Genomic DNA, 25,620 nt, shown 5'->3' with positions numbered 1-25,620 from the left:
GCTTCCCGCATCACGCCCCTGCCGCGCGCATCGTCGCCGCACCGCGCGATTCGTGACTGCGCAGTACAAGTTCTTATGACGCCGCGTCCGTTTATCCATCGCTCGCCACGCACGATACTGCGCACCATCCGGCGCCGTGCGCGTCATTCGATACCCCGAACAACATGAACAGCTACCCAGGATTGAAGCGCTTCGCGCGACCGGCCGTGCTGGCCGCCCTTCCGCTCGCCGCATTGCTCGCGTTGACGGGCTGCCGGTCGGACGACACCGCGCCGGCCCCGAAGCCGAACGTGATCGTCAGCGCGCCCGTCGCGCGCAACGTGAACGACGTCGACGTCTACACGGGCCGTTTCGAAGCGGTCGACACGGTCGACGTGCGCCCGCGCGTGAGCGGCTATCTCGAACGCGTCGCGTTCCAGGACGGCGCGACCGTGAAAAAAGGCGACCTGCTCTTCGTCATCGATCCGCGCCCGTACCAGGCGGCGGTGACGGCCGCGCAAGGCACGCTCGAGCGCGCGCAGTCGCAACTGAAGCTGAGCCGGCAGGATTTCGAGCGGGCCAGCGTCCTGATCAAGACCGACACCATCGCGCAGAGCCTGTACGACCAGCGCCGCCAGGCCGTGCAAAGCGCGCAGGCCGACGTGACGAGCGCGCAAGGCGCGCTCGAACGCGCGCGGCTCGACCTGTCGTTCACGCGCATCGTCGCGCCGATGTCGGGGCGCATCAGCCGCAAGCGCGTCAGCGAGGGCAACCTCGTGAAGGGCGGCGACAGCGAAGCCACGGTGCTGACGACGATCGTGTCGCAGGACCCGATCGACATCTACTTCGACGTCGACGAGGAAAGCTACCTGCGCTACACGCGCGAAGCCGCGCAACATGGCGGCAGCGCGTCGTCGCGACAGGTGGCGATCGCGCTGCCGGGCGACGCGAAGCCGTCGCTGTCGGGCACGATGGATTTCGTCGACAACCGCCTAGACAACTCGACCGGCACGCTACGCCAGCGCGCGCGCGTCGCGAATCCGGACGGACGCCTGAGCCCCGGCCAGTTCGGCCGCGTGTCGCTGTCGAGCCGCGTCGCACACGCGGCGCTGCTCGTGCCGGATTCGGCCGTCGCGACCGACGCGACGCGCCGCGTGCTGTATTTCGTCGACGCGAACGGCACCGTGTCGGTGCGCCCGGTGACGCCCGGCCGCCTGTTCGGCAACCTGCGCGAAATCGATGCCGGGCTGAAGGCCGGCGACCGCGTGATCGTCGACGGCTTCCAGCGCGTGCAGGCCGGCGATCAGGTCAACGCGGTGCCGCGCGCGATCGATGCGGCGCAGATGGCGAATGCGACGAATTCCGAAAAAGTTGCGAACGCAACCGCTGCGTCCAGCACCGCGACCGGGAGCGCGCAATGAACCTCGGCCGCCTGTCCGTCCAGCAGCCGGTGCTCGCGATCGTCCTGTCGATCGTGCTGACCATCGCCGGCGCGCTGGCCTATTTCTCGCTCGCGGTGTCCGAGTATCCGGACATCGCGCCGCCGACCGTCGTGATCCAGGCGAGCTACCCGGGTGCGTCCGCGGAAACCGTGTCGCAAACCGTCTCGACACCGATCGAGCTGGAAGTGAACGGCGTCGAGGACATGCTGTACATGTACAGCCAGGCGACCTCCGACGGCAGCCTGAACATCACCGCGACGTTCAAGCCCGGCACCGACGTCGACAAGGCGCAGGTGCTGGTGCAGAACCGCGTCGCGCTCGCGACGCCGCGCCTGCCCGAGCCCGTGCAGCGCAGCGGCGTGTCGGTCCGCAAGTCGTCGCCGACGCAGCTCGGCACGATCTTCATCTACTCGCCCGACCAGCGCTACGATCCGCTGTACGTGTCGAACTACGCGATCAGCAACGTCGCCGACGTGCTGAAGCGGATCGACGGCGTCGGCGACATCAACCCGCTCGGCGCGCGCGAATACTCGATGCGCATCTGGCTCGACCCGGAGCGCGTCGCGTCGTTCGGCCTGAGCCCGCGCGACCTCATCGCCGCGGTGCGCGCGCAGAACACGCAGCTCGCGGGCGGCGTGGTCGCGCAGGCGCCGATCACGAACCAGGCGTTCCAGCCGAACCTGATCTTCGAAGGGCGCCTGAAGCGGCCCGAGGATTTCAGCGACATCGTCGTCAAGCAGGGGCAGGACGGGCGTCTCGTGCGGCTGAAGGACGTCGCGCGCATCGAGGTCGGCGCGCTCGCGTACGCGACCGACAGCTACATGCTGCGTCACCCGACCATCGCGCTGCAGGTGCTGCAGCAGCCCGGCGCGAACGCGGTCGCGACGATGGACGCGGTCGAGAAGAAGATGACCGAGCTCGGCAAGGCGTTCCCGAAGGGCATCGTCTACAACATCGGCTACAACCCGACCGCGTTCATCGGCGACAGCATCCACGAACTCGTGAAGACCATCTACGAGGCCGTCGTGCTCGTGGTGTTCGTCGTGCTGCTGTTCCTGCAGGGCTGGCGGCCGTCGATCATCCCGATCCTGTCGATCCCGGTGTCGCTGGTCGGCACGTTCGCGGCGATGGCCGTGCTCGGCTACTCGATCAACAACCTGACGCTGTTCGGCCTCGTGCTCGCGGTGGGGATCGTCGTCGACAACGCGATCGTCGTGGTCGAGAACGTCGAGCGGCACCTGGCGGCCGGCGCCGCGCCGCGCGATGCGACGCTGCTGACGATGAAGGAAGTCGGCGGCGCGCTGTTCGCGATCACGCTGGTGCTGTGCGCGGTGTTCGTGCCGACCTCGTTCATTCCGGGCATCTCCGGCCAGTTCTTCCGCCAGTTTGGCGTGACGATCGCCGTGTCGACCGCGATCTCGTTCTTCACGTCGGTCACGCTCGCGCCCGCGCTGTCCGCGACGATGCTGAAGGCGCACGACCCCGCGCACGATGCGCCGGCGTCGACGTCGCGCACGGCCGCGCTGCTCGCGCCGCTCACGCGCGCGGTGCAACGTTTCGCGGATGCATTCAACCGCGTGTTCCAGCGCGTGTCGGACGCCTACGGCGCGCTGGTCAGGAAGCTCGTGCGGATCATCCCCGCGATGAGCGTGCTGTACGTCGTGCTGATCGCGGCGACCGGCTATCTGCTGGTATCGAGCCCGAAGGGCTTCATTCCCGCGCAGGATCGCGGCTACCTGGTGGTGCTGGTGCGCACGCCCGACGGCGCGACGCTCGAACGCACGAGCGCGGTCGCGCGCAAGATCGAGGACATCGCGCTGTCGGTGCCGGGCGTCGCGCGCGTGCCGGTGTTCTCCGGCGTCAACGCGGCCACCGGCACGAATTCGGCGAACAGCGCCGGCCTGTTCCCGGTGTTCAAGCCCTGGCCCGAACGCAAGGCGCAGGGCCTCACCATCGACACGATCGCGGCCGAGCTGCGCAAGCGCCTCGCGGGCATCACCGAAGCGTCGATCGTCGTCGCGATGCCGCCGCCGGTGCAGGGCCTCGGCAGCACGGGCGGCTTCGCGATGCGGCTCGAAGACCGCAACGGCCTCGGCACGGCCGCGCTCGCAAAGGCGACGCAGGATCTCGTCGAAGCCGCGAACCGCACGCCCGGCATGGTCGGCGTCTATACGCCCTACTCGGCGACGAGTCCGCAGGTTCACGTCGAGCTCGATCGCGAGAAGGCGGAGATGCTCGGCGTGCCGAGCCAGGAGATCAACGATGCGGTCGAAACGTATTTCGGCTCGACCTACATCAACGACTTCAACATCGTCGGGCGCACCTATCGCGTCACCGCGCAGGCCGACCTGCCGTTCCGCGTGACGGCCTCCGACCTCGGGCGCCTGAAGGTGCGCAACCGCGACGGCGACATGGTGCCGATCGGCAGCGTCACGCGCATCGACGACACGCTCGGCGTCGATCGCGCACCGCGCTACAACCTGTATCCGGCCACCGAGATCAACGGCGATACCGCACCCGGCCTCGGTTCCGGTTTTGCGATCAAGACGATGGAGACGCTCGCGAAGCAGGTGCTGCCGCCGGGCATCTCGTTCGAATGGACCGACTTGTCGTACCAGCAGACCACGGCCGGCAACACGGGGCTGCTCGTGTTCCCGCTGTGCGTGCTGCTCGTCTATCTGGTGCTCGCCGCGCAGTACGGCAGCTGGAGCCTGCCGGTGTCGATCCTGCTGATCGTGCCGATGTGCCTGCTGGCCGCGTCGCTCGGCGTGCGCGCGCTCGGCCAGGACGTGAACATCCTCACGCAGATCGGCTTCATCGTGCTGGTCGGGCTCGCCGCGAAGAACGCGATCCTGATCGTCGAGGTCGCGCGGCAGCTCGAGGCCGACGGCACGGAGCTGGTCGACGCGGTGGTCGACGCGTGCGTGCAGCGGCTGCGCCCGATCGTGATGACGTCGCTCGCGTTCATTCTCGGCGTGCTGCCGCTCGTGATCTCCGAAGGCGCCGGCGCGGAAATGCGCCAAGCGGTCGGCGCAGCCGTGTTCTTCGGGATGATCGGCGTGACGTTCTTCGGGCTGCTGTTCACGCCCGTGTTCTATGTGCTGGTCCGCCGGCTCGCGACGCGCAAATCCGGCGTTGCGGCGGCGGCCGCGGAGGTGGTGCAATGAAATTCATCCGACTCGTGGCCGCGCTGTCCGCGGCGGCCGTCCTGACCGCGTGCACGAGCGCACCGGTCGCTACCGTCGCCCCGCCGCCGCTCGCCGCGACCTACGCGAACGCGGATCTCGTCGCCGCCGGCCCTGCCGCCGCGACCGACGCGTGGTGGCACGGCTTTCACGATCCGGTTCTCGACCGGCTGGTCGATCGCGCGCTCGCCAACAACCTCGACCTGAAGGCGGCGGTCGCGCGCATCGACGCGGCGCGCGCGGTACGGATCGGCGCCGCGTCGCAGTGGTTCCCGTCGCTCGATCTGAATGCGGGCGCCGGCCGTCGGCGGCTGTCCGCGTCGCAGGCGTTCCCGACCGATACGCCGACGACCGGCAATGCGTTCGACCTGAATGCGAGCGTCGCGTGGGAAATCGACATCTTCGGGCGCATCCGCCAGGGCGTGTCGGCCGCCGACGCCGACATCGCGTCCGCGCAGAACGACGCGGCGGCCGTGCGGATCGCGACGATCGACGAAACCGTGCGCACCTACGTGACGGTGCGGGGACTCGAGCAGCGGCTCGCGCTGGTCGAGGCGAACGCAGAGAGTCAGCGCGGCACCGAGGCATCGACGCGGCGCCTGTTCGACGCGGGCGTCGTGCCGATCGCCGACGTCGACCGTGCGGCCGCGCAGGCGGAAACCACGCTCGCCGAGTTGCCCGCGCTGCAGTTGCAGCGGCAGGCCGCGATTCACCGCTTGTCGATCATCACCGCGGCGACGCCGCAGGACGTCTATGCGCAACTCGATCCGCCCGCGCCGGGGCCGGTGTGGACGGCAGCGGCGCCGGGCATCGGCACGCCGGCCGACCTGCTGCGCCGCCGGCCCGACGTGCGCGCCGCCGAAGCGAGGGTCGTCGCCGCGTATGCGCGCATCGGCGTGGCCGAAGCCGATCTCAGGCCGCACCTGCAGCTGATCGGCGTGATCGGCGCGGCCGTCGACGGCTTCTCCGGCGCGACGCTCGCGCGTTCGCTCGCCTGGATGGCCGGCGCCGGCGCGAGCGCGCCGCTGTTCGACGGCGGACGGCGCCGCAGCATCGTCGCGTTGCGACGCGCGCAGGCCGATCAGGCCGTCGCCGCCTATCGCTCCGCCGTGCTCGGCGCGGTCAGCGACGTCGAAACGTCGCTGGCCGCGACCGCCCGCGATCACAGCCGGACCGAGCGCCTCGAACGCGCGGCGTCGAATGCGCGCGATGCCTATGCGCAGATCAACCGGTCGTGGCGCAGCGGCGAATCGGCGTTCATCGACACGCTGGAGGTGCAGCGCTCGCTGCTCGCGGCCGAGGATTCGCTCGCACAGGCGCGCACCGACGAGATGCTCGCGCAGGTCAGGCTGATGACCGCGCTCGGGCAGTAGGCGGGTTGGTGCGATGCGGCTGGTGCGGCGCATCGGTCGCGTTGGTCGCGTCGGTCGCCACGAAAAAAAGGGCGACGTGCCCGATATCGATCGAACACGTCGCCCTTCGCACGAGACGAGCGGCGGTTTGCGCGCCCCTTCAGTCAATATCGCCGCCTTCCTTCAGCTGTGCGCTCAAGTAGTCCAGAAAACTGACGATGCGCGACGACAGCGTCGCGTTGCGATAGTAGACCGCGTGAATCGGCTGGCGGAATTCGGTCGTGTCGTCGACCAGCACCTCGACGAGGCTGCCGTCGCGGCGATGGGTGCCCGTCATGTAGTCGGCGAGGCACACGATGCCCGCGCCGTTCAGCGCGAGCGTCAGCAGCGTCTCGCCGCTCGACGCCTGCAGCGCGGGATGGATCCGGTATACGTCGCCGTCCGCGGTGCGCAGCGGCCAGTGGTTCAGCGTTTCGGGCTGCACGAAGCCGAGCAGCGTGTGGTTCGCGAGATCGGCCACGCGCGTCGGCACGCCGGCCTTCTCCAGGTACGCGGGGCTCGCGAGAATGCGCAGCCGGCTGCTGCCGAGCTTGCGCGCATGCAGCGTCGAATCGCGCAGCTCGCCGATCCGGATCGCGACGTCGGTGCGCTGTTCGAGCAGGTCGATGATTTCGTCGCTGGTATGCAGTTCGGCCGCGATCGCCGGAAACGCTTCGCGAAAGCCCGGCATCATCGGCGCGATCACGTGCTGCATGAACGGCATCGCCGCGTTGATGCGCAACCGCCCGGCCGGCTTCTCGCGCTGGCTGGCGAGCTGTTCCTCGGCGAATTCGACCGACGCGATGATCTCGCGCGCGTATTCGAGGAACAGCGTGCCCTCTTCCGTCACTTCGAGCCGGCGCGTCGTGCGGCGGATCAGCGTCGTGTCGAGCTTTTCCTCGAGACGCCGCAGGATCCGGCTCATCACCGACGTCGGCTGGTGGAGCTTGTCCGCCGCCCCCGTCAACGAGCCGGTATCGGCGATGGTCACGAATGCGAGCATCTCGTCGAGGGTGGTCTTCATGGTCGGGAATCGGTGACGGTTTCAGAATCGTCACGATAGTGCCGCAGCGCCCGTTTGATAAGCGGGAGCCGGCGCGAATCATAGTTGATTTGGATTCAAGAATGCGCGGCTAATATTGTCCGACCGATGCGATCGCAGGCCGGGGGCCGCACGCGCCCGGGAGGGCGCGTGTTGCGTGTTGCGTGTTGCGTGCTGCGTGCTGCGTGCTGCGTGCTGCGTGCTGCGTGCTGCGTGCTGCGTGCTGCGTGCTGCGTGCTGCGTGCTGCGTGCTGCGTGCTGCGAAGCAATTCTGCGGCGTCAGGCCGCGATCGGCATGTCGTGGCGGATCCAGTCCTGCATCGCGCCGTGCCGCGGCGTCCAGCCGAGTTCCTGCCGCGCGCGCACGGCTTTCACGCGGCTGTTCGACGCCAGCGAGAAATGCGCGCGAGAGTGGCCGAGCACCTGCTCGGCCTCGGCGATGTCCCACTCGACGACCGACGGCAAACCGAGACGCGCGGCGAGCGCCGCGCCGATGTCCGCGAACGACGCTTCGCCGTTCTCCGCGAAATACAGCGCGCCGGGCGCCGCGTGCCGCATCGCGCGCACGTAGAGATCGGCGACGTCCTCGACATGCACGTTCGACCAGCGGTTCAACCCCTTGCCGATCACGCGGACCGCGCCGGCCTCGCGCGCGATCGCCGCGAGCAGCGGAAGCTGCGCGCTGTCGCGCCGGATGCCGAGCCCGTCGCCGTAGATCATGCTGTTGCAGATCACGGCCGAACGAATGCCGAGCATCGCCGCCGACATCACCAGCTGATCGATCGCGCGGCGCTCGGGCTTGGCCGGCGCGACGACCGGCGTCGCTTCGTCGAACACCGGTGCGTCGCCGTGCGCGCCTTGCGCGTCGTCGGCGATCACGCTGGTGCCGCTCGTATGCAGGAACGTCTTGCCCGAGCCGCTCAGCGCCGCGACGATCGTCTCGACCGATGCGCGGTGGTCGCTGCTCGCCGCGTTGATCACGCAGTCCGCGTCGCTCGCGAACGCATGCAGCAGCGCCGTGTCGTCGAGCGTGCCGACGACCGGCATGATGCCGGCCGCCGCGAGCGTCGCGGCCTTCTCGCCGTCGCGCGCCAGCCCGGTGACGACATGCCCTTCCGATACCAGCCGTGCGGCCACCGAGCCGCCGATGTAGCCGGCCGCGCCCGTCACGAATACCTTGATGCCCTTCATCCACCGCTCCGATGGCGAGGCCGCGAAACTGCCCGCGCCTCGCGGAAATAAGTCGGCCCGCGCGCACCGGTGTTCGGATGGGCGCGGGCCGACGATGCCGGCCGTGCTGCGCGTCGAACCTGCGCAACGCGGCCTGTAGCGTCAGTATCGATGCCGCGCGCGCGCGGCGAAAGAGGCGGATCATGAAAAGAGTTTTGATCCGGGCGGGAAGATCGGCGCCGGCGCCGCGTCAGTGCCGGATCCTCCAGGCTACGGCTTGCCGCCCAGCGACTCGACGATCCGGTACGCAGTCTTCACGCGATCCTCGATCGGGAAGCTGCGGTTCGCGAGCATCACGATCGCGAGCCGCTTCGCGGGCACGAACGCGACATAGGTACTGAAGCCGTTGGTCGACCCCGTCTTGTTGATCCACGCGTCCGGGCGCGGTGCGAGCGGCGGCTTGAGTTCGGTCGCGGGCGTCGCGTCGTGGAGCATCGGCGGCGCATTCCCCGCGAGCAGCGTCGGCAATGCGACCGGATACGGATACTGTTCCCAGATCAGGTCCTGCGTGAACGGCCCCGCGCGGAAATAGCCGGTGTGCGTGCGTTCGAGCGCACGCTGCAGCCGCGGCGCCGCTTCGACGAGCCCCATGTTCGCCTGCACGAAGCGCAACAGGTCGGCCGCCGTCGTCCTGACGCCGTACGCCGGCTGCCACAGCATGCCGCCCGTCATCCGGATCGGCTTGCCGTCCTGCGTATAACCCTGCGCATAGTCGGCCTGCCGCGCGGCGGGCACGTTGATGTAGGTGTGCGTCATCCCGAGCGCGGGAAACAGCCGCTGTTCCATCAGCCCCGCGAAGTCGCGATTCATCGCCTTCGCGGTGAGCTGCCCGAGCATCCCGATCGCGACGTTCGAATAGGTGCGGCGCGTGCCCGGCGCGTACGCGGGACGCCACGCGTCGAGATAGCGCATCAGGCCCGCGTCGTCGCGGATGCTGTCGGGCACCTGCAGCGGCATCCCGCCGGGCGTGTGCGTGCCAAGCTCGAGCAGCGTCACGCGGCCGAACGGCTTGCCCCGCAGCGCGGGCAGATACTTGTCGGCCGGATCCGTGAGCGACAGCTCGCCGCCCTCCTGCGCGTCGGATGCGAGCGTCGCGGTCAGCGTCTTGCTGACGGAGCCGATCTCGAACAGCGTGTCGCCGGTCACCGGCTGGCCGGTTTGCGTCGACATCACGCCGTAGTCGAACACATAAGGCTTGCCGTCGGCGACGATGCCGATCGCCATGCCGGGAATGGCGAACTGCTTCATCTGCGGTGCGACGTGGCGGGTTACGGTGTCGTGAATCTCGTCCTGCGTGGCGGCGGCCGCGCGGCCGGCCGTGGCGGCGGCGCATGCGGCGACGAACAGGGTCGCGGCGATGCGGATCGCGTTGAATCGCATGGGTGCGGTTCCTTCGATTTTCAGATCGTTGCATTAACAACGGATTCGGCCGCGCCGCGCGGACGCCGCGCCAGCCGTCCCGTCGAAGCAGGACTATCCGCTGCCGGCCGCCAGCCGACAATCGACGATATGTTGCGCGAGCCTAAAGAAAATCTTATGCGGCGCGTGAACCGGTCTCGCGCGTGTCAGTCCGGCAAGCGGTCGAGAAACGCCAGCATCGCGGCATTGAAGCGCGCCGGCCGCTGCAGCGGCGCGAAGTGGCTCACGCCCGGCAGGATCGTCAGCGTTGCGCCCGGAATCGTGCGCGCGAGATACGCTGCATGGTCGGGGCGGATGAACTCGTCGTGCTCGCCCTGCACGATCGCGACCGGCACGGCGATCGCCGCGAGGTCGGCCGCGCGGTAATCCGGTTGCGTGCGCATCATTTCGCTGACGGCGGCGACGAACGCGTCGAAACGGTCCGGCGTCGCGGACAGCCGCACGTAGTCCTTGCGGTGCCGCGCGAAGCAGCGGTCGATCAGCGGGCTCGGCACCATCTCCTTCGTGCCGCCCGGATCCATGTTGCACGCGAAGAAGAACACGCCCGCCGCACGCGCCGGCGCGCGGGCGGCCAGCACGAGCGACACGCACGCGCCGTCGCTCCAGCCGACGAAGCGTGCGCGCTCGATGCGCAGCGCATCGAGCACCGCCAGCACGTCGGAGGCCATGCGTTCGTAGGAATAGGGGCGATCGTCACGCGTGCTGCGGCCGTGGCCGCGGCTGTCGATCACGATCGCGCGGTAACCGGCCGCGAGCAGCGCCGGCACCTGGTTGCCCCAGTTGCCGCCGTGGCCGAGGCCGCCGTGCAGCAGCACGACGGGCGGGCCGTGGCCGAACGACGCGTGCCAGATGCGCGCGCCGTCGTGGTCCAGCCATCCTTCGGCGTCGGCCGCCGGCAGCGGCGTGCCGCCTTGCGCGTCGAAGCGGACGAGGTCGTCGTCGGCGAATTCAGCGTTCATCGTTCTGCCGTCCTTGCGAGGGAGACGAGCTTGCGATTGTAATGCGCGCGACAGCGTGCCGCGACGCGTCCACGCGCTGCGGTACGCGACGGCGCGGCGCCGCGCCTTCAGGCCTGCGTCGACACCAGCGCGCCGGACGTCGAGCCGCCCGACTTCTGGATCGCCTGCGCAAGCTGCGCGATCGCCGTCGACAACGCGGCGGAGATCGTGCTGGCTTCCGCGCCCAGCGTCTGCTGCTCGAGTGCCGCCGCCGGATCGTGCTTCGCGCGCTGCGCGGCCGCCGCCATCTGCTGCTGCAGTTGCGCAAGCTGTTTCTGCAGGCGCTCGATGAGTTGCTTCAACTGCTTGACCGCGGGATCCTCGGCCGAGGATCCCGACGCGCCCGGCGTCTGCCCTGCGCCGTCCGACTGCGCGGCACCGCCCGCCTGCGACGACGCGGCGGACGTCGCCGTCGACGCGGCACCGGTGCCGGACGGATCGGCGGTCGCGTTGCCAGCGGCTGGCGAGGTCTGCGCGGCGGAAGAAGGGTCGATCTGCATCGTGTCGGTCCGTAGTGAGTGTGCGACTCGGGTCGGTTGAACAGGGGAAACCTTGCAACCGGTTTACGGTATTCATCGGATGAAACTTGAGCCCCGCCTTTCCAACTGCCCTGAGATGCCCAGAGATGCCCGCGCCGTGCGCGTACCGCCGATCGTCGCGAAGGGGCCAGATTGGCCGGCCGTCGACGCTGGTAAAATCGCCGGCTGGCCTGCTGCCGCAGCACACCGGCTGCTTCCGGCAAGGCCTCGCGGGCTACCCCGCGTCGGTGCCCGCCCGGTCGGGCCCGATACGCGATGCCGTCCGGCGCCGTCGCAACGCGAGCCCCGCGCCCGCATCGACATGCGACGCGCCGACTTCGGCACGCTCCCCCTTCATCACGCATTTCGAGGAATTCACGATGGCCCGCATCGGCGCCTTCTGCCTGACCACGTGGCTCGCGGCCGCGATTCTCTATTTCGGCCAGCATTCGGTCGCGATGATTGCGCTCAGCGGCGTGGTCGTGTTCGGCGGATTCGACCTGTTGCGTCCGTAACGACGGCGGCGCGCGCGGCAGCGACAGACGCGCTTCGCCGCCGCACTGAAAAACGCCGACCGGCGGGCCGCGACGCAGGGTAAGATGCGGGTCGGAGTCGTCATTCTCGCGCAGCACGAACAGGGCACCGCCCACGCAGGCCGTCCGATCATGAAACAAGGCATTTTCGTCGCCACGCCCGCCTACGGCGGCATGTGTTACCTGCCCTACGTGAACGGGCTGCTGGAGCTCCAGCATGCGTGCCTGAGCACCGGCCTCGCGTTCGAATACTTCTACCTGAGCGGCACCGCATTGTTGCATCAGCAACGAAACGTCGCGGTCGAGCGCTTCCTGCACAGCGGCCTGTCGCACATGATGTTCATCGATGCGGACATCGGCTTTCGCGGCAGCGACGTGATCCGGATGTTCGAACAGCAGCACGACGTGATGCTCGGGCTGTATCCGTCCAAGAGCATCAACTGGGCGGCGGTCGCCGAGGCCGCGCGCTCGGATCCGTCGGCGCCGCCCGAGCGGCTCGCGTTGTTCAGCGCCGATTACAGCCAGACCGCGTATGCGGTGGACGGTGCACAGTCCCGGATCCAGCTCGATTCGGTTTCCGAAATCCACTCGGGCGGCGCCGGCCTGATGATGATCGCGCGCCCCGTGTTCGACACGATGGCGCAGACCTATCCCGAGACGCAGGTCCAGTTTCCGCCGAGCTATCGGAACCTGTCGCCGAATTCGACCTCCATGTACGAGCATTTCGAATTCCTGAGGGAACCCGACGGGCGCTCGCTGTCGGAAGATCTGTCGTTCTGCAAGAAATGGCGGATGTGCGGCGGCAAGCTGTATGCGTGTTCGTGGTTCCAGACCGTCCACGCGGGCGTTCATCTCTATGAGGGCAACCTGCCGGCGTTGCTCGGTCAATGAGCCGCGTGCGCGAACGGCTGGCGCTGCGCAACGCGTAGCGGCGCGAGCAGTTCGGCTAGCGGATGGCGGCTGACCGTCGCCGTCGTCGCAACTTCGGGCTGCGTGCGCAGCCCGGCATCCCGGACCGGCGCGACGCACGCGTCGGCCAGCCCGTCGAACGCTTCAACCCATCACCGCGGCAACGTCCGCAACGACGACGGCCCGCCCGTGAGCGCGATGCGCTTGCCCGTATCGCGCAGCTTGCCGCCCTCCACCGCATACAGCGCGAGCTGCCGCTCGACGTTGAACTGCACGATCACGTGCCGGCTGTCGGCGGTAAACACGATGCCCTGCGCGGCTTCGCCGCCCGGCACTTCACTCGTCTGCACCGCACGGCCGTTGCGGATCTCGAACAGCACCACCTTGCCGAGCTTGTGGCGACCCGGGTTGTCGGGCGTCAGGTTCGAGCCGTCCATCGCCTGCACGGCGATCCACTTTCCGTCCGGCGAGATCGCGACGCCTTCCGGCAGCGACGGCACCGTCAGGTACTGGACCGTGCGGAACGGCGTGCGCGACACGTCGATCAGCGCGACCGAATCGGCATCGCCCGCGAGCGTGCCCGTATAGCCCGGCAGCCCCGCGAGCCCGACGTTGCTGACGACGGCCCAGCGATTGTCGCTCGACACGTCGATCGTGTAGGGCGCGACGCCCGTGCTCAGCCGCGTGCCGCTGTCGGTCACCTTGCCGTCGTCGACGTTCAGCACCGCGATGCCCTGCTCGTCGCGCAGCGACACGAGCGCATGCTTGCCGTCGTGCGTGAAACTGATCCCGGCGAGCCGCTTCTTGCCGATCTTCAGGTTGCCGTCGAGCGTCACCTGCGTTCCGTCGATCCGCAGGATCGACACGCTGCCGTCGACGTTCGCCGCCAGCGCGAGCCGGCCCGACCGATCGATCGCGATCCCCTGCGGGTGCGTGCCGAGTTCGATGCGCGTGATCGCCGGCGGCGACGCAGCGAGGTTCACGACCTGCACAAACGTATCGAACACGAGTTGCCTCGCCCCCTGGTCGTAGCGCGTCGGCGCGCCGACCAGCGCGAGCTTCGCGTCGGGTGCGATCGCGACGGCCTGCGGCGGGCCCTGGATGCCGTTCTCGACGTCGACCTGCAGCGCGACCTTCGGCGGAAACACGCTCGCGTCGAGCAGCGTCAGCGTGTCGGCGGGCGGCGACGCGAGATAGGTGTCGCGCCCTTCGACGCGCTGATACTTGCCGTCGTTGCCGGACACGATCCAGTCGGCCGCGTGCGCGGTGACGGCGGTGACGGCGGTGGTAGCGAGCGTCAGCGCGGCGAGCAGGCGGGCGCGACGAAGGCGAAAGCGATTCGAATGCATGGCGGTCGGTTCTCCGGATCGGTTGCGGACGCAAGGACTGGCACGACCCTGCTGCTCGACGGGTCGATGCCACCGCATGATGCACGAAAGCGCGCGAAACCGGCGTCTCGCGCCCGCCGCTCAGGTCGTGCGCACGTCCGCGCTGTCCCACCGATCGACGTCGTCGAGCGGATACACGGGTCGCGCGAGCCGCTCGTAGCGAAACAGCCCGTAGTCCGAACCGGTCACGCCGCGGCTGTCGCACTCGACGAGCGCGGCCGCGATCGGCACGAACACCGGGCGGCAGTACATCCGCGACTTCAGCAGCAGGAATCGCGCGCGGCGCGGATCGATGCCGACGCTCTCGAACACGCCGAGATCCCACGGCTCCTGCGTGCGCTCGGTGACGACCAGCGTCGCGTCGCCGATATCGAGCACCGCCGCGCGGCCCATGTATGCGCGCTGGCCCGTATACGTCGGCCCGGTAATCACGTATTCGCCGTCGGTGATCGCGCGCACGATGCCCGTCGCCCGAAACGGCGCGCGCCGCGCGCCGGCGTGCGACGGCATCCGGTTGCCGACCGGCACGGTCACGGTCGCGCCGACGCCCGCGCCGATCAGCGCCGCGACTGCATCCGGGTCGCACAGCGGCCCGCTGACGATCCCGTCGAGCCCTTGCGCGAGCGCTTCCTCCAGCAGGTCCATCGTGTCGCACGGGCCGCCCGACATGCAGTTGTCGCCGTGATCGAGCATCAGCACCGGACGGTCCGCACCGCGCGCCAGCGCCGCGGCCTGCGCGACCGATTCCGCGAGCGGCGCGCTGCGGTAGACGAATTCGTCGCGTGCGTCCCAGATCTGCCGGGCGATGCGCTCGGCCACCGCGTCGGCCGCCGCGCGGTCGCCGTCGGCGACCACGACGATGCTGATGCACGGCGCGGGAATGTCCGCGAGCGAGAAGCCGGGCAGCACCGATACTGCCAGCATCCCGTCGGCTTCGGCCGCGCGCGCGGCCTCCACCGCGCGCCGCATCGCGCCTTCGGCGCTCGCGCTGCGCAGCGTCGACGTCATCAGCGGCGGCTGCCGCCACGCGAGCACGGGCCGTGCGCGGCCGTGCAGCCGGTCGAGCAGCACACGCGCCGCGTGCTCGCCCGTCTCGTACATGTCGACGTGCGGATAGGTCTTGAAGCTGACGATCACGTCCGCATGGTCGATCATCTTCTGCGTGACGTTCGCGTGCAGGTCGAGCGCGACCGCGATCGGCGCATCGGGCAGCGCGGCGCGCACGCGCGCGAGCAGGTCGCCCTCGCCGTCCGCGCTCTGCTCGGCGACCATCGCGCCGTGCAGGTCGAGCATCACCGCGTCGCAGCCGGGCGCGGCCGCGACGATCGCGTCGCAGATCGCCGCATACGCGTCGGCGGCAACCGGCCCACTCGGGTTCGCGGCCGCCGACACCGGCGTGACGATCTCCGCGCCTGCGCGAGCCGCCGCATCGATGAACGCGGCCATCGCGGTGCGCATCCCGCGATTCGCGCGATACGCGTCGTCACCCCAGTCGGGGCCGTTGCGGCCGAACGCGGCGAGCGGCGTCGGCACCGGCGAGAACGTATTGGTTTCGTGGTTCATCCGGGCGATCAGGATCTTCATCGCGTGGCGCCCTCCGCCACGCCCGCCGCGCCGAGCATCGCATGCAGCAGCACGTTGCAGCCCGCTTCGAGGTGGGCGGGATCGGCGTCCTCGATTTCGTTGTGGCTGATCCCGTCCTTGCACGGCACGAAGATCATCGCGGTGGGCGCGACGCGTGCGAGATACACCGCGTCGTGACCCGCGCCGCTGATCACGTTCATCGACGACAGCCCGAGCGCACTTGCGCCCGCGCGCACCCGCTCGACGAGTGCCGCGTCGAACGGCTGGGGAGCGAAATACACGACCTGCTCGACGTCGATCCGCATGTCGGCCACCGCACCCAGATCGGCGCAGGCCGTGCGCAGTTCCGCATCCATCGCCGCCAGCGTCGCATCGTCGGCCGCGCGCAAGTCGACGGTCAGCGTCACGCGGCCCGGAATCACGTTGCGCGAATTCGGATGGACGTCGACCCAGCCGACCGTGCCGCGCCCGTGCGGCGGGTGCGCACGCGCGATGCCGTTCACCGCGCGCACGAGATCGGCCGCGACCAGCAGCGCGTCGCGCCGCAGTTCCATCGGCGTGGGTCCCGCATGCGCCTCCATCCCGTGTACCGTCACGTCGTACCAGCGCTGCCCGAGCGCGCCCTCGACCACGCCGATCGTCGTGTCGTGCGCCTCCAGCACCGGCCCCTGCTCGATATGCGCTTCGAAATACGCGCCGACCGGATGCGCACCGTTCGCGTCGCCCGCATAGCCGATCGCGGCCAGCGCATCGCCCACCGATGTGCCGTCGCGATCGCGTTGCGCGAGCGCGTGGTCGAGCGTGAACGCACTCGCGAACACGCCGGAGCCCATCATCACGGGCACGAAGCGCGAGCCTTCCTCGTTGGTCCACACGGCGACCTCGAGCGGCGCACGCGTGCGCACGCCCGCGTCGTCGAGCGTGCGCAGCACTTCGAGGCCGGCGAGCACGCCGTAGTTGCCGTCGAACTTGCCGCCGGTCGGCTGCGTGTCGATATGGCTGCCCGTCGTCACGGGCGGCAGGTCGTCGCGTTCGCCCGCACGTCGCGCGAAGATGTTGCCGATCGCATCGATGCGTACCGTGCAGCCGATTTCCTTCGCCCACGCGACGAACAGGTCGCGCGCCTCGCGATCGAGTTCGGTGAGCGCGAGGCGGCACACGCCTCCCTTGTCGGTCGCGCCGATTCGCGCGAGACGCATCAGGCTGTCCCACAGCCGCGCGCCGTCGACGCGCAGGCCGGACGCCGTGGCGCCCTGTGTCGAATCCAGAACTTGCATCGGTGGAATTCCTCGCAATGAACGGGCCCGGCGCTTACGCGACGCCGACACCCAGGTAACGGTCCTTCACCTCGTGATCGGCCGCGAACGCCGCGTTGCTGCCTTCGTAGACGATCACGCCCTGTTCGATCACGAAGTGGCGGTCCGCAAGCTGCGTGCACACTTCGAGGTTCTGTTCGACGAGCAGGATCGCGACGCCGGCCGCCTTGATCTGCTTCAGCTGCGCGACGATCTCCTCGACGATCACCGGTGCGAGCCCTTCGACCGGCTCGTCGAGCATCAAGAGCCGCGGGTGGTTCATCAGCGCGCGGCCGATCGCGAGCATCTGCTGCTCGCCGCCCGACAACTGCGCGCCGCCGTTGCGGCGGCGCTCCTTCAGGCGCGGGAAGATCCGGTAGATATCGTCGAGCTGCCACGGCGAATCGCGGCGTGCGCCGAGCCGCAGGTTTTCCTCGACCGACAGCAGCCGGAAGATGCCGCGATGCTCGGGCACGAAGCACAGACCGCACGCGGCAATCCGGTGCGCGGGCTGCCCGGACACCGGCCGGCCGGCGAACGTCACCGTCCCGCCGGTCGGCGCAACGACACCCGCGATCGCCTTGAGCGTGGTCGATTTGCCCGCGCCGTTGCGGCCGAGCAGCGTCACCGTCTCGCCTTCGTTCACGTTCAGCGAAATGCCCTGCAGCACGTGGCTCTTGCCGTAGCAGGCGTGAACCTCCTTCACGTCGAGCATCATGCGCGGCCTCCGGTGATCATGTTGCCGAGATACGCGCTGCGTACGCGCGCGTCGCCGCGAATCGCATCGGGCTTGCCTTCGACCAGCACGCGCCCCTGCTGCATCACCGTGATCGTGTCCGAGATGTCCATCACGATTCCCATGTTGTGTTCGATCAGCACGACCGTGTAGTCGTCGCGCAGGCCGCGGATCAGCGCCTTCATGTCGTCGAGGTCGTCGATGCCCATGCCCGACGTCGGCTCGTCGAGGAAGATCGCGCGCGGCCGCGCCGCAAGCGCCATCCCGACCTCGAGCCGGCGCTGCTGGCCGTGCGACAGCACGCCCGCCGCCGTGTCGGCGAAGCGCTGCAGGCCGAGCCGCTCGAGCACCTCGTCGACGACGCCGTCATGCGCGAGTGCGCCGCGCGGCGGTGTCCACGGATTCAGCGCGCGCCGCGATTCGACGCCCTGCGCGGCGACGCGCAGGTTCTCGCGCACGCTCAGGTTCGGAAACAGGCTCGTCACCTGGAACGAACGTGCGATGCCGCGCCGCACGCGCTTGTGATCGGGTTCGCGCGACACGTCGTGACCATCGAACAGGATCGAGCCCGACGTGATCGGCAGTGTGCCGGTCAGCGTATGGAACAGCGTCGTCTTGCCGGCACCGTTCGGGCCGATCACCGAATGCACGGTGCGCGGCATGATCCGCAGATCGACGCCGCCCAGCGCCGTGAACTTGCCGTAGCGCTTGACGATGCCGCGCGCTTCGAGAATCGCTTCGCTCATTGCCGCTCCCTGGCCGTAGCCTCAGTGCGATCGGCGCGCCGCAGCGATGCCGCGACGCGTTCGCCGAGTCCCCACAACCCGCGCTGCATGAACAGGCTGACCGCGATCAGCACGAGGCCGAGCAACAGCAGCCAGCGCGGCCACAGCGTCGACAGCCAATCCGCGAACAGCACGTAGAATGCCGCGCCGAGCACCGACGCGAACAGGTTGCCCGTGCCGCCGATCACCGTCATCACGAGGATCATCTCGCTCGTGTGATAGTCGATGTTCGACAGCGGCGCGATGCCCGTCATCAGCGCGTGCAGCGCCCCCGCGAGGCCCGTGACCGCGCCCGAGATCACGAACGCCGCGAGCTTGAAGCGCTGCACGTCGTAGCCGGCCGCCGCCGCGCGTGCCTCGTTGTCGCGAATCGCGAGCAGCGTCCGGCCGAACACCGAGCGCGATACGCGCAGCAGCAGCCAGAACACCGCGACGAACAGCACCGCGACGAAGCCGTAGTAGCGCCACGGCGAATCGAGCGAGACGAGCGGATGCCCGAATGCGGCGAGCGCGGGGCGCGGGATGTCGAGCAGCCCGTTGTCGCCACCCGTCACATCCGGCGTCGTATACGCGAGGAAGTAGAACAACTGCCCGAACGCGAGCGTCAGCATCACGAAGTAAGTGCCGCGCTGCCGGATCGAGAACCAGCCGACGAGCGCGGCCGCGGCGGCACCGAGCACGGCGGCCGCGACGAGCGCAGCCGTCATCGACCGGATGCCGTGCGTCAGGACCAGCCCCGCCGCGTAACTGCCGAGCCCGAAGAAGATGCCCTGCCCGAACGACAGCAGCCCCGTATAGCCGAGCAGCAGATTGCAACCGAGCGCGGCGAGCGCGAACACCAGCACTTCGGTCGCGAGCGAGCCCGAGCTCAGCGCCAGCGGCAGCACGCACGCGACGGCCACCGCGAGCCAGCCCTCCGGCCGCCGCAGCGCGCCGTGCCACGGCCGCGCGCGCGGCGAGGCTGCCGCCGCAGGCGGCAGCGGTTTCGACGATTCGATCATGCAGCCCTCCCCAGCAATCCGTTCGGACGCAGCAGCAGCACGGCCGCCATCGCGACGTAGATCATCAAGCGCGCGCCTTCCGGCCACAGCGTGCTCATCAGGCTCTGCACGATGCCGACCAGCAGCCCGCCGACGAGCGCCCCGAGAAAATTCCCCATCCCGCCGACGACGACCACCACGAACGCGACGCCGAGCGCCTCGATGCCCATGAACGGATCGACGCCGCGGATCGGTGCCGCGAGCACGCCGGCGAGCGCGGCGGTGGCCGCGCCGAGCGCGAACACGAGGCTGAACACGCGCGTCACGTTGATACCGAGCAGCGACACCATCTCCGTCGATTCGCTGCCCGCGCGCACCGTACTACCGAGCCGCGTGCCTTCGAGCACCCACCACAGCAGTCCGGCAAGCAAGGCCGTGAACGCGATCACGAACAGCCGGTATTTCGGGTAGACGAAGCCGCCCCAGATCACGACACCGTTCAGCGCGTCGGGCGGCGGCACGTTGTCGCCGAGCGGGCCCCACGCGAGGATCGCGCACTCCTGCAGCACGAGCGCGAGCCCGACGGTCGCGAGGATGTGGAATTCATGCTGTTGCGCATACACGTGACGCAGCACGAGCTTCTCGACGATCCACGCGAACGCGCCGACGACGAGCGGCACGACCGCGAGCGCAACCCAGAAGTTGGCCGACCATTGCAGCGCCTGGTAGCACAGGTACGCACCGAGCAGATAGAACGCGCCGTGAGCGAAGTTCACGAAGCGCAGCAGGCCGAACACGATCGACAGGCCGACGGCGAGCAGGAAATACAGCATGCCCACACCGATGCCGTTGACGATCTGCAGCAGATAGACGTTCATGGCTTCCGTACCGGAAAGGAGTGAAACGGACGTCCGCGGCGCGCGACGGCCGCGAACGCGCGCATCGCGTTACGCGAGCTTGCACCCCGTCTTGTCGACGGACAGGAACGATTGGCCCGAGCTGACGATATCCGCGTAGTCGTCCGCGCTCTTCATCCGGCTCTTCGGCTTGCCCTTCAGCAGGTAGTAGTTCTTCAGCACCTGGTGGTCGCCCTTGCGGATTTCCTCCGGGCCCGTGAGACCGTCGTACTTCATGCCTTCCATCGCCGCGACGACCTTCTTCGGATCGGCGCTGCCGGCCTTCACCATCGCGTCGAGCAGGATCTTCGAGCAGATGTACGAACCGGCGAGGCTGTAGTTCGGGTTCGCCTTGAACGCGGCGTTCGCCCGCTTCACGAAGTCGCGATTCAGCGGCGAATCGATGCCGTGCCAGTACTGCGCGCCGAAATACACGCCGTCGCAGATGTCGGGGCCGAGCGCCTCGAACTGCTCGAGGCCCGACGCCCACGCAAGCAGGATCGTGCAGTTGCGCTTCATCCCGAAGCTGACGGCCTGGCGCAGCGTGTCCGACGATTGCGAGCCGAAGTTCAGGATCAGCAGCACGTCCGGTTGCGCGGCCGCCGCGTTCGTCAGGTAGCCGCTGAACTCCTTCTCGGCGAGCGAGTGGTAGCTGTTGCCGACATGCTCGATGCCTTTCTCCTTGAAGATCGCCTTCGCGGCGGACAGCAGGCCCTCGCCGAACACGTATTGCGGCGTGATCGTGTACCAGCGCTTCGCTTTCGGCAGCATCTGGAGCAACGGCCGCACCGTCTGCTCGATCGCGCCGAAGGTCGGCACCGACCAGCGGAACGTCGCATCGTTGCAGTCCTTGCCGGTCAGTTCGTCCGCGCCCGCCGTCGTGATGAACACGCCGCCCGCCTTCTGGACTTCCTTGCCCATCGCCAGCGATTCGGACGACAGGATGCCGCCCGCGAAAAAGCGGGCCCCCTTCTGCTGCGCGATCTCCTGCACGCGCCGCACGGCGGTCGCCGGCTTGCCCTCGGTGTCGAGTGCCGTATACGCGAGCGGCGCACCGAGCACCTTGCCGTATTGCCTGACGGCGAGCTGCATGCCGAGATCGGCGTACTTGCCATTGGCGGCGAACGGCCCCGACATCGGCACCGGGCAGGCAAGCTGGATGGTCGAACCCTGCGCGAATGCGGCACGGGACGACATGCTGCCGAGCGCACCCGGCACGGCCGACAGCGCGGCCAGTTTCAACAGTTCTCGGCGATTCAAGTTGACGCTCCTGATAAAGGGGGACACACGATGCGACCGACTGCCAAACCCAAACCGTATCCACGCCCTGCAGGATGCGCGTTGCCGGTTGATCCTATTTATCATGATAAATAGAATGAACCTGATGCTAGAGTTGATCAAAATTGGTGTCAATCAGGCAAAATTCCGTACCCCGCGCCCGAACGGATCGTCGACGACGATGTGGCGCGCAGTCAGACAAAGGAGTCTTGAAGATGGTCATGGACCGAGCCAGGGCGGGCCTCGCGGTCGAAATCAAGCAGCCGAAGCGGGCGGATCTCGTCGCCGAGGAGATCAAGCGGCTGATCACCGAGAAGGATCTGAAACCGGGCGACCGCCTGCCGCGCGAGGCGGAACTGCAGCAGCTGTACGCGGTGAGCAAGAGCACGATCCGCGAGGCGCTGAAGTCGCTCGAGGTGCAGGGGCTCATCAAGGTCACGACGGGGCCGTCGGGCGGCGGGATGGTCGTCGAGGTGCCGCTCGACCGCACGCTGCAACTTCTGCAGAACTACCTGTTCTTCAAGGACGTGACGATCGACGACATCTACACGGTGCGCAAGCTCCTCGAACCCGAGCTGGCGGCGGGCGCCGTGCCGCACCTGACCGAGCGCGACTTCGCGGCGCTGGAGGCGAACATCGCGTGCTGCGACGGCGCGTCGGGCGTGCACGACCGCGGCCACATGCTGCGCCAGCGGCAGGAGGACACGACGTTCCACGACATCCTCGCGGCCGCGAACCCGAACCCCTTCCTGCGCTTCAGCTGCGAGCTGATCAACGAGATGATCCGGCAGCTGATCGAGTTCAGGAACGATACGCCGCTCGCGGAGCACAAGCGCTTCGGCGAAGCGAACGTGTCGATCCACAAGGAGATCCTGCTGGCCGCGCGAGCGCGCGATGCCGAGCGCGTACGTGCGCTGATGGTCGAGCACATGACCGAGGCGCCCAAGCACGTGAAACGGATGAAAGGGAAGCTGCGCGGGCGCTTGATCCTCGACTCCGAAATCCGCAGGCGGGCCGCCGCGCCCGTTTCGGGCGCCGACGCGGCCGCAGCGGATGGCGAGGACAACTGACTGTCGGCACACGCGAAGCCGGCTCGCGGCAAAAGCCGACCGTCCGGCGGCGGTCGGCCAGCGCCGCTCACGCGTACCCCGTCGCGCCTTTCGTCTCCAGATATTCGACGAGGCCGAACTCCGCATACTCGCGTCCGTTGCCCGAACGCTTGTAGCCGCCGAACGGCGCGGCCGGGTTCCACGCCGGATAGTTGATGTGCACGTTGCCCACGCGCAAGCGCGCCGCGATGCGGCGGGCACGCTCGAGATCCTTCGTCTGCACGTAAGCCGCGAGCCCGTAGACCGAATCGTTCGCGAGCGCCACGGCTTCATCCTCGGTCCGGTAGGTCAGGATCGACAGCACCGGCCCGAAGATCTCCTCGCGCGCGATCGTCATGTCCGGCGTGACGTTCGAGAACACCGTCGGCTTCACGTAGAAGCCGTCGCGGAGCCCGTCCGGACGGCCGGGCCCGCCCGCGACGAGCGTCGCGCCCTCGTCGATGCCGCGCCGGATCAGCTGCTGGATGCGGTCGAACTGCGTGCGGCTGACGACCGGCCCGATGCCCGTTTCCGGCGAACGCGGATCGCCGACGACGGTGCGCGCAGCCTCATCGCGCGCCGCCGCCTCGGCCGCGGCCAGCTGATCGACGTGTACGAACATCCGCGTCGGCGCGTTGCACGACTGCCCGCTGTTGCTGAAGCAGCTGCGCGCGCCGCGCGTGACGGCATCCTCGATGTCGGCATCGGGCAGGATCAGGTTCGGACTCTTGCTGCCGAGTTCCTGGTGCACGCGCTTCACGGTATCGGCCGCGGCCTTCGCGACTTCGACACCGGCACGCGTCGAGCCGGTAAACGACACCATGTCGACGTCCGGATGCCGCGACAGCGCATCGCCGACCTCATGCCCGTAGCCGTGCACGAGGTTGAACACGCCCGGCGGCACGCCGGCTTCGTGCAGGATCTCCGCGAACAGGATCGCGCTGAACGGCGCGATCTCGCTCGGCTTGAGCACCATCGTGCAGCCCGCCGCGAGCGCCGGCGCGACCTTGCAGACGATCTGGTTGATCGGCCAGTTCCACGGCGTGATCAGCGCGCACACACCGATCGGCTCGTGCGACACCAGCAGCGCATCAGTCTGCGTGCTGAACCGGAACGACTGCAGCGCGCGGATCGTCTGTTCGAGATGCGCGGTGCCGACCGCGGCCTGCATCGCGCGCGCGAACGCGATCGGCGCGCCCATCTCCTGGCTGATCGTGCGCGCGACTTCGTCGTAGCGGCGCCGGTAGATCTCGAGCACGCGCTGCAGCAGCGCGACGCGCGCGTCGACCGTCCAGCGCGAATACGCGTCGAATGCCCGCTTCGCCGCGCCGACCGCGCGGTCGACGTCGGCCGGCCCGCCGATCGCGAGCCGCGCATACGGCTTCGCGGTGGCCGGATCGATCACGTCGATCGCGCGCGCATCGGCCGGATCGCACCACTGTCCGGCGATATAGCTCTGTTGTGAGGTTCGCATCGAAGGCTCCTGGAATGACGAACGGTGCTGCCGCGCTCAGCGCGTCGCACGCGCGTAAGTGTCGGAGAGAATGTCGCGGATCTTCGCGACGAACCACACGATCTCGTCGCGCGACATCACGAGCGGCGGCGAGAACTGCACGATCGGCGTGCCTTCGTGGTCGACGCCCGCGCGGCACAACAGCCCGGCTTCGAAGATCGCGGGCGCGAGCAGCGTCGACACGAACGTCTGCGCGCTGATGCCGGCCGCCCAGCGGCGCGCGGCCTTGTCGGTCACGAGTTCGAGCGAGTAGTGGTAGCCGTCGCCGCGCACGTCGCCGACACACGGCAGCTCGAGCAGGCCGTCGAGCGTCTCGCGGAACACCGCCTCGTTGGCGCGGACGTTCGCGAGCACGCCTTCGCGCTCCATGATCGCCAGGTTCGCGAGCGCTGCCGTGCACGCGACCGGATGGCCGCCGTAGGTCGCGCCGTGCAGGAACATCTGCTGCGGGCCGGCGAGCACGGTGTCGACCACCGTGTCGCTCGCGATCACGCCGCCGAGCGGCACGTAGCCCGACGCGATCCCCTTCGCGAACGTGATGAGGTCCGGCTTCAGCCCGTAACGCGTCGACCCGAAATATTCGCCGAGCCGGCCGAACCCGCAGATCACTTCGTCGGCCACGAGCAGCACGCCGTGCCGGTCGCACAGCGCGCGCAGCCCCTGCGCATAACCGGCCGGCGGCGTCAGGCTGCCGCCCGCGTTCTGCAGCGGCTCGACGACGAGCGCGGCGACGGTGTCCGGCCCTTCCTGGACGATCAGCGCTTCGATCTCGTCGAGCAGATGGCGCGTGAACTGCGCCTCCGTCTCGCCTTCCGGCCGCCCGTAGCGCTTCGTATTGCTCACGTGCCGCACGCCCGCCATCAGCGGCTCGAAATGCTTGCGGAAGTTGGTCATCCCGTTCAGCGCGAGCGCGCCGAACGACGTGCCGTGATACGCGACGCGCCGCGCGATGAACTTGCGCCGCTGCGGCTCGCCGCGCGCCTGGTGATACTGGCGCACCAGCTTGATCGCCGATTCGTTCGACTCCGAGCCGCTCGACGTGAAGAACACGCGGTTCAGGCCGTCCGGCGCGAGCGCCGCGAGCTTGTGCGCGAGGCGGATCGCCGGTTCGTGGCCGTAGCCCCAGTTGGTCGCGAACGGCAGCCGCACCATCTGCTCGCGGATCGCGTCGCCGATCTCCGCGCCGTGGCTGTAGCCGACCTGCACGCAGTACAGCCCGGCGAGCCCGTCGAAGTAGCGCTTGCCGTTGCGATCGACGAGCCAGCAGCCTTCGCCGCGGTCGAACACCGTCAGCGCGTGGTCGCGATACGCATCGGCGTGCGTGAAGTGCATCAGCAGATGGCGCTTGCCGAGCGCCTGCAGGTCCGCATCGAGATTGACGTCAATACCGTTCATGGGTCATTCCTCCTTCAGGGATTCGAGACCGGCGGC

At 68.8% G+C, this 25,620-nt stretch carries 21 protein-coding genes; 6 read left to right on the top strand and 15 right to left on the bottom strand.

Features of this window, described 5'->3' with window-relative positions; translation table 11 throughout:
* Positions 1 to 164: 164 nt before the first annotated feature.
* From U4Z31_RS11885 to U4Z31_RS11875, 3 genes are read left to right on the top strand one after another with little or no spacing between them, the layout of a single operon-like run.
* Positions 165 to 1,400, top strand: coding sequence for an efflux RND transporter periplasmic adaptor subunit (locus U4Z31_RS11885; RefSeq protein WP_321810440.1), 1,236 nt, complete (start codon positions 165 to 167; stop codon positions 1,398 to 1,400).
* A complete protein-coding gene (locus U4Z31_RS11880) occupies positions 1,397 to 4,588 on the top strand; it encodes a multidrug efflux RND transporter permease subunit (protein WP_321810439.1) in 3,192 nt (1,063 codons plus the stop codon). The genes U4Z31_RS11885 and U4Z31_RS11880 overlap by 4 nt, the downstream gene beginning before the upstream one ends.
* Positions 4,585 to 5,979 (top strand): efflux transporter outer membrane subunit, encoded by a 1,395-nt coding sequence (locus U4Z31_RS11875; protein ID WP_321810438.1) that lies wholly within the window; start codon positions 4,585 to 4,587, stop codon positions 5,977 to 5,979. Before U4Z31_RS11880 ends, U4Z31_RS11875 begins: the two co-directional genes overlap by 4 nt.
* 139 nt (positions 5,980 to 6,118) lie before the next feature.
* Here U4Z31_RS11875 and U4Z31_RS11870 read toward each other — a convergent pair whose 3' ends face one another.
* The 5 genes from U4Z31_RS11870 to U4Z31_RS11850 all read right to left on the bottom strand — a co-directional run bounded on the left by U4Z31_RS11870 (position 6,119) and on the right by U4Z31_RS11850 (position 11,186).
* Positions 6,119 to 7,021, bottom strand: coding sequence for a LysR substrate-binding domain-containing protein (locus U4Z31_RS11870; RefSeq protein WP_124488041.1), 903 nt, complete (start codon positions 7,019 to 7,021; stop codon positions 6,119 to 6,121).
* Between the two features lie 297 nt (positions 7,022 to 7,318).
* Positions 7,319 to 8,230 (bottom strand): NAD-dependent epimerase/dehydratase family protein, encoded by a 912-nt coding sequence (locus tag U4Z31_RS11865; RefSeq protein ID WP_321810437.1) that lies wholly within the window; start codon positions 8,228 to 8,230, stop codon positions 7,319 to 7,321.
* 249 nt (positions 8,231 to 8,479) lie between these two features.
* Complete coding sequence (ampC, locus tag U4Z31_RS11860; protein ID WP_321810436.1) at positions 8,480 to 9,649, bottom strand: class C beta-lactamase; 1,170 nt, start codon at positions 9,647 to 9,649, stop codon at positions 8,480 to 8,482.
* 185 nt (positions 9,650 to 9,834) lie between these two features.
* The gene (locus U4Z31_RS11855; protein WP_321810435.1) at positions 9,835 to 10,647 is read right to left on the bottom strand and encodes an alpha/beta hydrolase; all 813 of its coding nucleotides are present in this window, start codon (positions 10,645 to 10,647) and stop codon (positions 9,835 to 9,837) included.
* Between the two features lie 107 nt (positions 10,648 to 10,754).
* Positions 10,755 to 11,186, bottom strand: coding sequence for a hypothetical protein (locus tag U4Z31_RS11850; protein ID WP_321810434.1), 432 nt, complete (start codon positions 11,184 to 11,186; stop codon positions 10,755 to 10,757).
* 398 nt (positions 11,187 to 11,584) lie between these two features.
* Here U4Z31_RS11850 and U4Z31_RS11845 point away from each other — a divergent pair, with 398 nt between their 5' ends.
* Entirely contained in the window at positions 11,585 to 11,719 is a 135-nt protein-coding gene (locus U4Z31_RS11845) for a hypothetical protein (protein ID WP_006750603.1), read from the top strand.
* 150 nt (positions 11,720 to 11,869) lie between these two features.
* Positions 11,870 to 12,628, top strand: a complete 759-nt coding sequence (locus U4Z31_RS11840) for a hypothetical protein (RefSeq protein WP_321810433.1) — start codon at positions 11,870 to 11,872, stop codon at positions 12,626 to 12,628.
* Between the two features lie 170 nt (positions 12,629 to 12,798).
* On the opposite strand, the gene U4Z31_RS11835 is transcribed toward U4Z31_RS11840, so the two are convergent.
* The 8 genes from U4Z31_RS11835 to U4Z31_RS11800 all read right to left on the bottom strand — a co-directional run bounded on the left by U4Z31_RS11835 (position 12,799) and on the right by U4Z31_RS11800 (position 21,570).
* Positions 12,799 to 13,995, bottom strand: a complete 1,197-nt coding sequence (locus U4Z31_RS11835; protein ID WP_321810432.1) for a beta-propeller fold lactonase family protein — start codon at positions 13,993 to 13,995, stop codon at positions 12,799 to 12,801.
* Between the two features lie 120 nt (positions 13,996 to 14,115).
* Positions 14,116 to 15,618 (bottom strand): M81 family metallopeptidase, encoded by a 1,503-nt coding sequence (locus U4Z31_RS11830; RefSeq protein ID WP_321810431.1) that lies wholly within the window; start codon positions 15,616 to 15,618, stop codon positions 14,116 to 14,118.
* The gene (locus tag U4Z31_RS11825; RefSeq protein ID WP_321810430.1) at positions 15,615 to 16,895 is read right to left on the bottom strand and encodes a Zn-dependent hydrolase; all 1,281 of its coding nucleotides are present in this window, start codon (positions 16,893 to 16,895) and stop codon (positions 15,615 to 15,617) included. The genes U4Z31_RS11830 and U4Z31_RS11825 overlap by 4 nt, the downstream gene beginning before the upstream one ends.
* 34 nt (positions 16,896 to 16,929) lie before the next feature.
* The gene (locus U4Z31_RS11820; protein WP_044847066.1) at positions 16,930 to 17,631 is read right to left on the bottom strand and encodes an ABC transporter ATP-binding protein; all 702 of its coding nucleotides are present in this window, start codon (positions 17,629 to 17,631) and stop codon (positions 16,930 to 16,932) included.
* The gene (locus tag U4Z31_RS11815) at positions 17,628 to 18,395 is read right to left on the bottom strand and encodes an ABC transporter ATP-binding protein (protein WP_124667137.1); all 768 of its coding nucleotides are present in this window, start codon (positions 18,393 to 18,395) and stop codon (positions 17,628 to 17,630) included. The genes U4Z31_RS11820 and U4Z31_RS11815 overlap by 4 nt, the downstream gene beginning before the upstream one ends.
* A complete protein-coding gene (locus U4Z31_RS11810) occupies positions 18,392 to 19,435 on the bottom strand; it encodes a branched-chain amino acid ABC transporter permease (protein ID WP_321810429.1) in 1,044 nt (347 codons plus the stop codon). The genes U4Z31_RS11815 and U4Z31_RS11810 overlap by 4 nt, the downstream gene beginning before the upstream one ends.
* Positions 19,432 to 20,292: a branched-chain amino acid ABC transporter permease gene (locus tag U4Z31_RS11805; RefSeq protein WP_044847063.1), complete on the bottom strand. Its 861-nt coding sequence runs from the start codon at positions 20,290 to 20,292 to the stop codon at positions 19,432 to 19,434. Before U4Z31_RS11805 ends, U4Z31_RS11810 begins: the two co-directional genes overlap by 4 nt.
* Before the next feature lie 69 nt (positions 20,293 to 20,361).
* On the bottom strand, positions 20,362 to 21,570 hold the full coding sequence (locus tag U4Z31_RS11800) for an ABC transporter substrate-binding protein (RefSeq protein ID WP_321810428.1): 1,209 nt from the start codon (positions 21,568 to 21,570) through the stop codon (positions 20,362 to 20,364).
* Between the two features lie 233 nt (positions 21,571 to 21,803).
* Here U4Z31_RS11800 and U4Z31_RS11795 point away from each other — a divergent pair, with 233 nt between their 5' ends.
* Entirely contained in the window at positions 21,804 to 22,658 is an 855-nt protein-coding gene (locus U4Z31_RS11795) for a FadR/GntR family transcriptional regulator (RefSeq protein WP_124571231.1), read from the top strand.
* Positions 22,659 to 22,725: 67 nt separating this feature from the next.
* On the opposite strand, the gene U4Z31_RS11790 is transcribed toward U4Z31_RS11795, so the two are convergent.
* Positions 22,726 to 24,150: an aldehyde dehydrogenase family protein gene (locus U4Z31_RS11790; RefSeq protein ID WP_321810427.1), complete on the bottom strand. Its 1,425-nt coding sequence runs from the start codon at positions 24,148 to 24,150 to the stop codon at positions 22,726 to 22,728.
* A gap of 36 nt (positions 24,151 to 24,186) precedes the next feature.
* Positions 24,187 to 25,584 carry an aspartate aminotransferase family protein gene (locus tag U4Z31_RS11785; protein ID WP_321810426.1) on the bottom strand — a complete coding sequence of 466 codons (1,398 nt, stop codon included), beginning with the start codon at positions 25,582 to 25,584 and terminating at the stop codon, positions 24,187 to 24,189.
* Positions 25,585 to 25,620: the final 36 nt, after the last annotated feature.

Origin of the sequence: Burkholderia sp. BCC1985 (genome assembly GCF_905339915.1) — a bacterium.
Classification (GTDB): Bacteria; Pseudomonadota; Gammaproteobacteria; order Burkholderiales; family Burkholderiaceae; genus Burkholderia.
This window is presented reverse-complemented; position numbering and strand designations above follow the sequence as displayed.